This window comes from Streptomyces sp. NPDC059456, assembly GCF_042750055.1.
In the GTDB taxonomy this organism is placed as follows: Bacteria; Actinomycetota; Actinomycetes; order Streptomycetales; family Streptomycetaceae; genus Streptomyces.
Window position 1 is genome coordinate 3,891 of record NZ_JBHYVA010000034.1, and the last position, 10,188, is coordinate 14,078.

General features: G+C 71.5%; 10 protein-coding genes. 5 read left to right on the forward strand and 5 right to left on the reverse strand.

Translation table 11 applies throughout. From position 1 onward, the window contains the following. Positions 1-138 precede the first annotated feature (138 nt). On the forward strand, positions 139-834 hold the full coding sequence (locus tag ACFXA3_RS05505; RefSeq protein ID WP_385182313.1) for an RES domain-containing protein: 696 nt from the start codon (positions 139-141) through the stop codon (positions 832-834). 712 nt (positions 835-1,546) lie between these two features. Next, positions 1,547-1,960 carry an XRE family transcriptional regulator gene (locus tag ACFXA3_RS05510; RefSeq protein WP_385182316.1) on the forward strand — a complete coding sequence of 138 codons (414 nt, stop codon included), beginning with the start codon at positions 1,547-1,549 and terminating at the stop codon, positions 1,958-1,960. 22 nt (positions 1,961-1,982) lie between these two features. Here ACFXA3_RS05510 and ACFXA3_RS05515 read toward each other — a convergent pair whose 3' ends face one another. The 4 genes from ACFXA3_RS05515 to ACFXA3_RS05530 all read right to left on the reverse strand — a co-directional run bounded on the left by ACFXA3_RS05515 (position 1,983) and on the right by ACFXA3_RS05530 (position 7,061). Next, positions 1,983-2,636 (reverse strand): hypothetical protein, encoded by a 654-nt coding sequence (locus tag ACFXA3_RS05515; protein WP_385182319.1) that lies wholly within the window; start codon positions 2,634-2,636, stop codon positions 1,983-1,985. Continuing rightward, complete coding sequence (locus ACFXA3_RS05520; RefSeq protein ID WP_385182322.1) at positions 2,633-3,982, reverse strand: AAA family ATPase; 1,350 nt, start codon at positions 3,980-3,982, stop codon at positions 2,633-2,635. Before ACFXA3_RS05520 ends, ACFXA3_RS05515 begins: the two co-directional genes overlap by 4 nt. A 326-nt stretch (positions 3,983-4,308) precedes the next feature. Continuing rightward, positions 4,309-6,231, reverse strand: a complete 1,923-nt coding sequence (locus ACFXA3_RS05525; protein WP_385182325.1) for an SsgA family sporulation/cell division regulator — start codon at positions 6,229-6,231, stop codon at positions 4,309-4,311. Beyond that, positions 6,228-7,061: a sigma-70 family RNA polymerase sigma factor gene (locus ACFXA3_RS05530; RefSeq protein ID WP_385182328.1), complete on the reverse strand. Its 834-nt coding sequence runs from the start codon at positions 7,059-7,061 to the stop codon at positions 6,228-6,230. The genes ACFXA3_RS05525 and ACFXA3_RS05530 overlap by 4 nt, the downstream gene beginning before the upstream one ends. A 218-nt stretch (positions 7,062-7,279) precedes the next feature. Between ACFXA3_RS05530 and ACFXA3_RS05535 the strand changes: the two genes are divergently transcribed. The 3 genes from ACFXA3_RS05535 (at position 7,280) to ACFXA3_RS05545 (ending at position 9,360) form a co-directional block, all read left to right on the forward strand. Continuing rightward, complete coding sequence (locus tag ACFXA3_RS05535) at positions 7,280-7,471, forward strand: hypothetical protein (RefSeq protein ID WP_385182330.1); 192 nt, start codon at positions 7,280-7,282, stop codon at positions 7,469-7,471. 138 nt (positions 7,472-7,609) lie between these two features. Next, positions 7,610-8,050, forward strand: a complete 441-nt coding sequence (locus ACFXA3_RS05540) for a hypothetical protein (RefSeq protein ID WP_385182332.1) — start codon at positions 7,610-7,612, stop codon at positions 8,048-8,050. Positions 8,051-8,136: 86 nt separating this feature from the next. Continuing rightward, entirely contained in the window at positions 8,137-9,360 is a 1,224-nt protein-coding gene (locus ACFXA3_RS05545) for a hypothetical protein (RefSeq protein ID WP_385182334.1), read from the forward strand. A 460-nt stretch (positions 9,361-9,820) separates the two neighbouring features. Here the strand turns inward: ACFXA3_RS05545 and ACFXA3_RS05550 are convergent, their stop codons facing one another. Continuing rightward, positions 9,821-10,015: a hypothetical protein gene (locus tag ACFXA3_RS05550; protein WP_385182337.1), complete on the reverse strand. Its 195-nt coding sequence runs from the start codon at positions 10,013-10,015 to the stop codon at positions 9,821-9,823. Positions 10,016-10,188 lie beyond the last annotated feature (173 nt).

The window sequence follows — 10,188 nt, forward strand, 5'->3', positions numbered from 1 at the left end:
CACAATACCAAACCCCCCCTACCCGCCCCGCCACCGCGCGCGGCCGGCCCCCCCCCCCCCCCGCCCCCGCCGCACGAGCCACGAGCATCATCGGCCCCGCGCCTGACGGCGGGCGGCCGGAGCAAGGAGCACGGCCGCATGAGCCGGGACACCGAACAGCAGGACGTCGTCCTCATCCCCGCACCCGAACGCGGCGTCTGGCGCCTGGGAAAGGCCAAGAACCCGTTCACGTACGAGCGGATCAGCCAGGAGGACGCGTCCCGGACGGGCGGAAACCGCTGGAGTCTGGTCAGCTACGACACCCTCTACTGCGCCTCCCAGCACGACGGGTGCTTCGCGGAGGCCCTGGCGCCCTTCCGCGTCGCCCCCAAGATGCTGGAGGTCATCGGGGACGAGTGGATCACATCGTCCTTAATGGCGCCCGGAATGATCCCCCGTGACTGGATCACGCGCCACATCCTGGTCCGCCTGCAGCCTCCCAAGGAGGCCCGCTTCCTCGACGTGGACGACGAGCGGACCCTGGAGACGCTCTCCCGGGAACTCAAGGACGAACTGGCGGAACAGGGCGTGGACGCGCTCACCGTGGAGCACATCCAGGGCTTCAACCGCCGCATCACCCGGCTGATCTCGGCGTGGGCCATCACCCAGCGGACCGGCCCCTCCCGGCAGGAGCGCCTCATCCACGGCATCGCCTACCGCTCCCGCTTCGGGATGCGCCAGTGCTGGGCCGTCTTCAACGACGTGGAGCTCAAGCAGGAGGAGACCAGCCTGATCTTCCCCGAGTCGGAGGCGCTGCGGCGGGTGGCGCAGGAGTACGACCTGACGGTCCTCTGAGGCGGCGCCCGGGCGGCGCCGGAAGCCGACCCGCGCCCCTCTCCCCCCTCCTCCCCCTGAATCCCCTCCCCCAACCCACCGGAAAAGACGACTGAAGCCCACCCGGAAGCCGCTACGCCATGGTCGTCCAAAAGAGCGAAACGACCCACCCTCCGCCCTCCCGACAGAACGTCATTTCCGCAGGTCGGAGGGCAAGTTCCGCTCCAAACACCCCACTTGACGCACCATCGACAACGAGCCGGATTCTGCCTAAAAGGTGGAGTTGGAGGGTGATAATGGGTAACCTCGCCAGTACATCGACCAACGTGGAACATGTGGGGGATCTCATGGGCAACACCCGTTGCACCGTCAGCGCGTTCTTATCCGTGGGGCTCGTGCCGCACACCGCGGCCCCACCACCCCTCCAGGGCCCCGCGCCCTCGGATCGCCCCAGGCATTCATGCGCCGGATCCCCACGGACCGGAATACATCGATGCTGAGCGCCGACCGCTAGTCGGCACGCCCCACCACCCGCGCTGGTACACGCTTCCCGGCGGGTCGGGAACACACCACGAAGCGTTCGCAGCTCGCCGAGACCGAGCATCCCTTCCGTCTGCCCCCGCGGCAGCACGCGACGGCCAGGTCCTGCGGGCACACCCCGACACCCGTCGCCTGAACACGCGACCCGTCCACCGCACGGGCGCGCAGTCAGGGCAACGAGGGAGACCTGACCATGCCTTCTGACACCACCACGCCCCCCGTCGCCGCAGCCGTCGCCAAGAGTGTCGCCAGCGCCGAAAGGGCCCACGTCGCCACCGTGCGCATGCACATCAGCGAGATCGCCCGCTTCCTCCAGGAGAATCTGGGGCAGCGCCTGACCGCACGCATCGCCAACATCAGCGACCCCAAGCAGGTCGGCAAATGGGCATCGGGCGACACCACGCCCCGTCCCGAATCGGAGCAGCGCCTGCGCGCCGCCCTCCAGGTCTTCCAGCTCATCCAGGACGCCGAAAGCCTCTACACGGCCCGCGCATGGATGATCGGCATGAACCCGCAACTCGAAGACGAGGCGCCGGCACAGTGCATCGCCGACGGCAGGATGCGCGACGTGATGGTCGCTGCCCGAGCGTACGTGGACGGCGGCTGACCCCGCGAACGGGCCCGCCGCCCTAAAGGAAGTTCAAGGTCCGGAGCGCCCGTGCCGTGTCCTCGCACCACTTCCGGTACGAGGGCAGCTGCTCCAGCACATCGAGGTCCGTCCGCCGCACGAGCAACTCCGCACGGTCGCTCAGCACCTCGCGGCCGTCGGGCCCGAGGAGGGCCTTCCAGACCTGCTTCGGATTCCGCTTCTCCTTGCTGCCCTTCATCGTGACGTGGCCCTCCAGCGCGGAGGGCGAGGTGTACGGGTACGCCTTCAGGGGCCCGGCGCCGACGACGTGTTCCAGGGCCTTGCGGTCGGCCAGCATCCAGGACTCGGTCATGAGCACCGGAACGAGAGCGACCGGGACGCCGGCCCGCGCGGCCGTTGCCCGCCGGTCGTCCAGCTCGCCGACCAGCTTGAGGCGCTCGTCGCGGGCGTCTTCGTCACCGTGGACGAAGACCACGTGGCAGTCCCGGGCGAGTTCCTCCGCCGCCTGCAGTACCCGCTCCGGCTTGTCGTTCGTGCGTACGGCGGACACCTCGCAGCGCAGCACCTCCACGGTCTGCGAGCTGCGCTGCTCGATCAGCCGGTCCAGCTGGCGCTTGACGAGGCTCGCCAAGTAGGGCCCGTCGCTGCCCTCGACCAGCAGCCCGGGCTTCAGCGGCCTGTACTTGTACGTCACGACGCCCCCCGGCCCAGGTTCCGCAGCAGCCGCTCCACGTGCTCCGGCGAGACCGTCTCACCGGGATCCCGCTCCGCGTCGAAGGCCCGAAGCGGCCGGGCCACGGTCGTACGGACGACGCTCCGCCGCTGCGGATCGACCCGGTCGGCCTGCTCCATGAAGACGAGGCTGCCGGAGAGGTCGTCGCGGAGCGCCGCCAGCAGGGCCGGGGAATGCGTCGTGGCGATGAGCTGCCGGTACGGAAGGGCGGCGGAGGGGGAGGCCACGGAATCCGGTGTCACGCCGGTACCGCGCCTGAGCCTGCGTACGAGATCGGCGACGTGCTCGGGGTGCATCCCGTTCTCGATCTCCTCCACGTACATGCCGCCCGGCCAGACCGGGTCCGCGGCCGCCGCGAGCAGGGCCGCCATCCGCAGCGTGCCGTCGGAGAGGGCGGGCGGGCTGATCCAGCCCGTGTTGCCGAACTCCACCTCGAAGTCGTACTCCCCGCGGCGCCGGTCGTACAGCGGCCGGACGTCCTGCACTCCGTCGATGAGCGCGGCCAGATCACCGACGAAACGCCTCCAGTTGCCGGGGGAGGCGTCGCTGATGCGGTGCAGGACCGCCGCCAGGTTGCCACCGTCCGGGGAGGTCCTGCCGGCCGCCAGAGCGGCCGTGGGCGTGCGCAGCGCCTCCGGATCGAGGACGAAGGGGTACCAGGAGGCGCATTCCCGGGCCACGAGTGCGCGCAGCTCGTCACCCGGCGCCGCCGCGAAGTCCTCCGCGTACCTCTCGTCGTCCTCTCCGGCGTCACCTTCGAAGCCGTCGAAGCCGTCGAACCCGTCGAAGGCCCGTGGATCCCAGGCGGGGCCGATGTTCCCCTTGAAGGGCAGGTAGTCCACGCCGTCCGTACGCGCGAGGAACGCCGAGCGGGCACGCGCGACGGCGGACTGGACGTCCCGGTCCAGGCCCAGGTCCGTCATCCACCCGGGTACGTCGAGGCTGCTGACCCAGATGGCGCTCTTGCCGACCACGGCCACCTGCCCGTTGGGCATGCGGCCCGCGCGCAGGCGGATCCGGACGGGGAGCGGGCCGTCCTGCGAGGCGATCAGCGTTCCGACGGTGATGACGAACGTGTGGCCCGGCCCATCGGCGCCCTGGTGGAACAGCCCGCTCGGCGACAGCCGGGAATCCTCGCGGACGGTTGCCTCGAAACCGCGGTCGGCCGTGCCGGCGACCAGGCGCAGCGCATCGAAGAGGTTCGACTTCCCGGCCCCGTTCGGGCCCAGCAGGATGAGCGTCGGCGGCACGTCGAGGCTGAAGTCACGGAACGACTTGAAGCCGTCGATCCGAATCTGAGTGATCATCCTCTGGTCTGCTCCTCCGGGCCGTCCTGTGACCTGCAACCTTAGCCGCGCAGGCATCGGCGGCGTGCGAACGTTCCGCGTACACGGTGCCGTTCGCGTTCACCGGCCGGCGGGGCCGGTCCCGGCGGTGCACCGGTCCGGGTGGTGCCGTTCCTGCTCCGGATCTCAGCCACCGGCGCACCGGGCCGGGGCTCTGCGCGGACACCGGGATGCACGGGCCCCGTGTGGGTCCGGGACCTGTGGTCGGGCCCCGGCCGCCCGCGCGGAGATCCGCGTCGGCGCCGGCCTCGCCCGGAGCAGCCACTGGGCACCGTGCCGTCCCGTCGTCAGTCCTTGCAGCCCGGTGACGCCGCCAGCTCGTGCAGGTGTTGCTCCAGGTCCGCCAGTCCGCCGACCAGCTGTTCGTGTTCGGTTCCGAGCGGGACCATGCGTTGGGACAGCCCGAGGAACTCCTCCACGTCATCGGTGCGCATGAAGAGGAGTGCCGTCCCGTCCGGCGAGGTCAGCCGGAGGTAGGTACGCCGGAAGCGGGGTGCGGCGGGCTCGTCCGGTTGCGCCGGCCGCGCCGGTTGCGGCCCTTGCGCCGGTTGCGGCCCTTGCGCCGGTTCCTCGCTCCACACCTGCACGTCTCCCCCGCCCGCTCTGCCGCGAAGGCCGTCCCACAGCAGATCGCGTGCCAGCACCCAGGTCACCGCGTCGTCGCGCCCCGGGACGTTGAACACCGCCTCCACGGCATACGGATCGGCGCACCTGTACGCCAGAAGTGCGTGGAACACGTACTGGCCGTCGTCCGACGGTTGCTCACACAGATGGACGACCAGTTCCGCACGCAGCACCTCCTGATCCCCCTCCCTCTCCCGCCAGCTCCTCAGCGGACGACGCGGACTCTCCGCCGGCGGCCCGGAACGCAGCACGTCCCTCCTCGGCGACGGGGTCGGGTGGCGCATGACCGGGTGGCTTCGCGCACGTCGAGGCTCCGATGCGCCGCGCGCGCCCGCGAGTCCGCCGAGAACGGCCAAGTCCGCGAGGCTCCCCGGATCGTTCGTGCGTCCCCGCATCTCCATCAGGTGCCGGACGGCCTTCTCGAGGCCGCCCTGCTCCCACCCTTCCCGTGCTCCGAACATCGCGGCCAGACAAGCGAGAACGGTCATCCAGTCCACATCGTCCGGAGCCGTATCCGGATGTGCAGCCGAACGTGCAGCCGGATGTGCAGCCGCCGAGAAGAGCGATCGGTCGAAGTCGTCGAAGGTGATGAAGGCCCCCACGCGCCGGTCCGCGCTGCGACGGCACGCAAGCATGCGCTCCCACGAGGGGACCGGGGACAGCGGAACGGGCCCCGGGTGCCGTTGCGCACCGGCGGACGGCATGAGCGCCGGCACCAGCCGGCCCGTTTCGTAGCCGCCCCTGTCGGGCCGCCGGGGATCAGGGTCCGCGCGCAGCCCGGCAAAGGTGCTCCAGAGGACCGCGCGTCGATCGCCACGCCGTAGATCCTGCAACTCCTCGGCTCCGCGGGACAGTGCGGCAGCGCTCCACCTCCCCATGGGCCGGTCGTCCGGGCCCGGTTCGTGGAGTGGCCCGCCCCCGCCGGCACCGATCCGGTCGCCGAGGGCCGACCGGAGGGTACGGAGGAACAGGTGCTCGGCGTCGGCATGGCCGCTGCGCTCGCTCGGCGGGCCGACGGGAATCGGCCGGAGCACCATCCACGCGACCGCCCGTGTGAGGCACTGTGCGCCGCCGCCCGTCAGCAGCTCACGGCCGGCGGCCGGCTCCGTACGGCTCATGAGGTCCTGCAGGAGCGAGACCGCCGACGCCGTCTTCCCCGTCCCGGTCGGACCGGAGACCACCAGGGTGGGCGCCTGCCACAACCCGGCGCCCCGCAGGAAGCGCCCGGTGCCGGCCGTCACCACGGGGGCCGGTGGATCCACGTCCGCCTCGTCGGGGGTCCGCGCAGGAGAGCCCTCGCAGCTCTCGTAGCTCGCGTAGCTCTCGTTCTCCTCCGTCCTCTCGCCCTCCTCGTCCGCCGGTGGAATGGTGTCTTCCAGAACGGCCGCCGAAGGCTCGGGCACCGCGCACGGTGCGGCGACCGCTTCCCGGATGCGCCGCCGGACCGGGTCGGGGACGTGCCCCAGCGCAGCCATCACGTGGGGCGCCCCGAGGCTGGAGGCGTCCAGGAGGGAATCGAAGTCGATGTCGTCAACGGTGTCCGTCTCGGCGAGGTCCTCCAGGAACCCCTCACGCCGAAGGCTCATCGTGCTTCCCCCTCCTCCGGCTCAGGCCGGCGTACTCCGCTTTCGTTGATCCGGTTCCTCAGTCGATGGGTCCGGCGCTCCAAGGCCTTGCGTGTCAGCCCGACGCGTTGGGCGGCCTGTTCCTGGGTGCAGCCGACGGCGTACCAGCCCAGGCTCTCCAGGACCTTGGCGTCCTTCACCATCGGGAGGATCCGGCGGATCTCGTCGTTCGTCGCGGCGACCTGGCAGGGGTCTGCGGCGCGCTGGTCGGGGATCGCGGCCATCGGGTCGGCCTCCTCGTCGGTGCCGGCGCGGCGGAGCTCGGACTGTCCGGTCCGGCGCTCGTCGTACCAGGCCTTGTAGACGGGGCCGAAGGCGCGGATCACGGCGCCCATGCAGTAGGTGGTGAGGCTCGCCCCGCCGTCGGCGTGCCAGCGGCCCTGGACCAGGCCGTACGTACGGAAGAGCGCCATGCCGTTGATCACGCTGTCCGTGGCGATTTCGAAGCGGTCGTCCTGCGACCAGTCGGAGACGATCATGTTCCGCGGTACCGGACGGCCCACGGTGGCGGCCCGGTGGAAGACCTCGCCGGTACCGCACCACTTGACCATGGTGGGCCAGGCGTAGCCGGACAACCGCTCGACGACCTTGGCGTAGCGCGGGCCTTCGAAGCCGTCCATCCGCAGGATCTCGACGATCTTCGCGTCATTGCGTAAGCGCCGCGCGCGCCGGGCGTCGTCTTCACAGCCGACCGGCTCGAACGGGTCGTCCGGGGCGGACTGCCCCACGGACTGCCCCACGGAGAGCGGGTCGCGGACGGCGATGCCATCGCCCTCGAGCTCAGTCGGCACATCCGCTCCCTTGCGTCCGGGCTCCCCTGGCGGTCCTGTTGTCTGGCCTCACGCCCTCGTCTTAGGCCGCGACCGTCCCTCTCCCCCCTCCCACATCATGTGATTCAGATCACACTCGCCCCGGCGGGGGAAACGGGCCGTGTCCGACCTACACCACCAGCACCCGGGCCGCCGCCCGCCGATGCGGCGGCTCCCCTCCGACGAAGCTGGAGCTGACGTTGTCCCAGAACACCCCGCCGCCCTCCCTGCTGTCGCAGCGGTCGGCCGTGATCCTGCTGCTGGGCGTCCTGACCGCCGTGGCCGCCGTCGTACTCACCGTCCTGGCGGGCGGCACCCTGGCCGCCGGACTGCTCGCGGGCGGTGCCGCCTTCGCCGCGGGAGTGCTGTTCTTCAACGCGATCGTGTCGTGACCACCCCCGCCGGCGCGGCACGCACCGACCACCCCGCGCCCGGCGGGCGTGGGGATGTCCGTAGAGTCGTGACCACGGATGACACGGATGACACGAATGAACGGATGCGAAGGCTCTGCACGAGCCGGACCGGTACTGATGGCCACCACCTCGCCCACCCCCGCCGCGAACGACGGCACGGCGCGCCCGCATGCCGTCACACCGGGCACCGTGACGGCGGCGCTGCTGGTGCCGCTTCTGGTCGTGGCCGGTGTGGCCACGAGCCTGCACACCCAGGAGATCGGGTACGACTGGGCCGACCGCCAGATCGAGGCCTGTCGGCACCTGCCCCTCCCGATGACGGAGTACGCCGCCGGATGGGCCGGTCCGGTTCTCGGCCTGGCGGCGGTGGCGGTGTGCGTGCTGCTCGCGCGGCGGCTCCGCGGGCGGTACGGCCTGCGGCTCGGGGAGAGCTGGCCCGGCCTTCTCGCCGGTACCACCGTATGGTTCAGCGTTCTGGCGATACCGATGGAAGTGATCCAGCTGTACGCCGTCCACGCGGCCGCCGCGGCGGGAATCAACCTCGGCGACGGGTGCTGAGGGCTCAACCCGGTGCTCTCGGGGGCTGCTATAATGGGGGTGTTGGCCTTCGGTGCGCCCATGGGGTGCGCGCGGAGGCTTTTTTCATGCCTTCCCACACTTCCGTCTCCAGCACACTCCCCACCACCGGCTACCGCGGACTGCTCCGCAACCGTGAATTCGCCGGGCTGTACGCCGGCTTCACCCTGACGGCCGCCGCGAGCACCTTGTCCGGCTTCGCCCTCGGGACACTGGTCGACCACCAGACCCGGTCCCCGTTCCTGACCGCCGTGAGCATGTACGGCGCCACGTTCGCGACGGTGCTCGGCGCGTTGACGCTGATGTCGGTCGCGGACGGAAACCGGCCGCGCCGGACCCTCGTCGTGCTCCAGTGCGCCTCGCTCGCGGGCGTTGCCGCACAGGCGGTCCCGGGGCTGCCGCTGGTTGCCCGGTTCGGTCTGCTCCTCGTACTGGGGTTCTTCCAGTCCCTGGGTACCGGGACCCGGATGGGGCTGCTCGCCGAGGTGGTGCCGGCCTCCGCGTACGCGCTGGCGCGTTCGCTGATGAACATCACCTCGGGCGGCATGGCCGTCCTCGGCTACGCCGTCGGCGCCGTACTCCTGCGGTACCTGACCCCGCAGGGGGTCTTCGTCGCCGCGACGGCGCTGGCCGGAGCCGCATCGATCAGCGTGGCGCTGACCGTCCGGGAACGCACGATCCGGCTGACCCGTCGCCCCGGGCTGCGGCAGACCTGGGCGACGAACACCGCTCTCTTCTCCCACTCCGGCTCACGCGCCCTGCTGCTGAACCTGTGGGTCCCCAACGGCCTGATCGTCGGCTGCGAGGCCCTGTTCATCTCCTACGCCCCCCGGCACGCCGGCGCCTTCCTGGCCGCCGGATCGGCCGGCATGCTCCTCGGCGACCTGACGGTCGGCCGCCTGCTCACCGCCGGGCAGCGACGCCGCTGGGCGTTCGCCCTGCGCCTGCTGCTCGCCGTCCCCTACCTGCTGTTCGCCGTCAACCCGCCGGTGCTGGTGGCGACGGCGGCGGTGTTCATCGCCGGCGCCGGGTTCGCAGCCACCCTGCCGCTCCAGGAGCAGCTCCTCGCGCTGACTCCCGACCCGGTCCGGGGGCAGGTCCAGGGAGTCGAGTCCGCGGGCAGGATGACGTGGCAGGGCATCGGCGCCGCGATCGCCGGCGGCCTCGCCCAGTACGTCACCCCCGGTGCGGCCATCACGGCCGTGGCCGCCGCCTCCGTCGCCGTCACCGTCCTCTCCCGGCCCTTCGTGACCCGCGCCCGCGCCGTGCCCCTCGAGACGGCCGACGCGTAACACCCCCCACTTCGAGGTGCCGCTCGGCCGTGGCCCCGTGGTCGGCCCCATTCGGCATCGAGGAGGCCGGCTTCGGCTGGTCGGGCGGGGGTGGCGTCGGCCGTCTGCCGGCTCGCCGGACGGGTCCGGTCCGCCCACGCGGCCAGCGGCGGGCCCGCCGATCCCACCGCCGCGAAGAACACGCCGAGCAGCAGCCGGCCCGTGCGGCCGAGTCCGAGGACCGCTCCCGTGAGGATCACCGGAGCCAGGGCCTGTCCGGCGTCGAAGCCGATGCCGAACAGGCCCTGGTACTGGCCCTGGGCGTGGTCGGGGGCGAGACCGAAGCCGAGTGCGAAGCCGGCCGAGGACTCCCAGACCTCTCCGAGACTGTGCACGCAGACGGCGAGGACGGCCAGCCAGACGGTGCGCGGCCCGTACCGGTCGGCCAGATTCCCTGCCGGGATCCCGGCCGGCAGCCCGGTCAGCCCGGCGATCGTGAGACCGACCCCGACCTGCGCGGCGGGCAGGTGAACGACCAGCTGGAGTAGAGCACCGAAGCGGTGTTGAACAGCCCGTTGCCCACCCGGCTGACGAAGCTCGCGACGATGAGGGCGCGCTGCTGACCGTCCGGCCCCGACACGCTGGATATCCGCTGTTCAGAGCCCTTCTTGGTCACGTGCGGCAGGCTAGCATCGCCCCTTCCGGGACCGTTCGGATGCAAAATCGTCCGCCGTGCATGCTCGCCGGGTCAGCGGGTACGACGCCGGTCGTACGGGAGAGCCGCGCGAGCCGCGCGAGCCGCGCGAGCCGCGCGAGCCGCGCGAGCCGCGCGAGCGGCCGAGGGACGAG

What these genes read in the sequence shown, in the direction of transcription:
- ACFXA3_RS05505 (WP_385182313.1), top strand. Translation starts at nt 139, where the DNA reads ATGAGCCGGGACACCGAACAGCAGGACGTCGTCCTCATCCCCGCACCC.
- ACFXA3_RS05525 (WP_385182325.1), bottom strand. Translation starts at nt 6,231, where the DNA reads ATGAGCCTTCGGCGTGAGGGGTTCCTGGAGGACCTCGCCGAGACGGAC.
- ACFXA3_RS05545 (WP_385182334.1), top strand. Translation starts at nt 8,137, where the DNA reads ATGCCTTCCCACACTTCCGTCTCCAGCACACTCCCCACCACCGGCTAC.
- ACFXA3_RS05510 (WP_385182316.1), top strand. Translation starts at nt 1,547, where the DNA reads ATGCCTTCTGACACCACCACGCCCCCCGTCGCCGCAGCCGTCGCCAAG.
- ACFXA3_RS05520 (WP_385182322.1), bottom strand. Translation starts at nt 3,982, where the DNA reads ATGATCACTCAGATTCGGATCGACGGCTTCAAGTCGTTCCGTGACTTC.
- ACFXA3_RS05540 (WP_385182332.1), top strand. Translation starts at nt 7,610, where the DNA reads ATGGCCACCACCTCGCCCACCCCCGCCGCGAACGACGGCACGGCGCGC.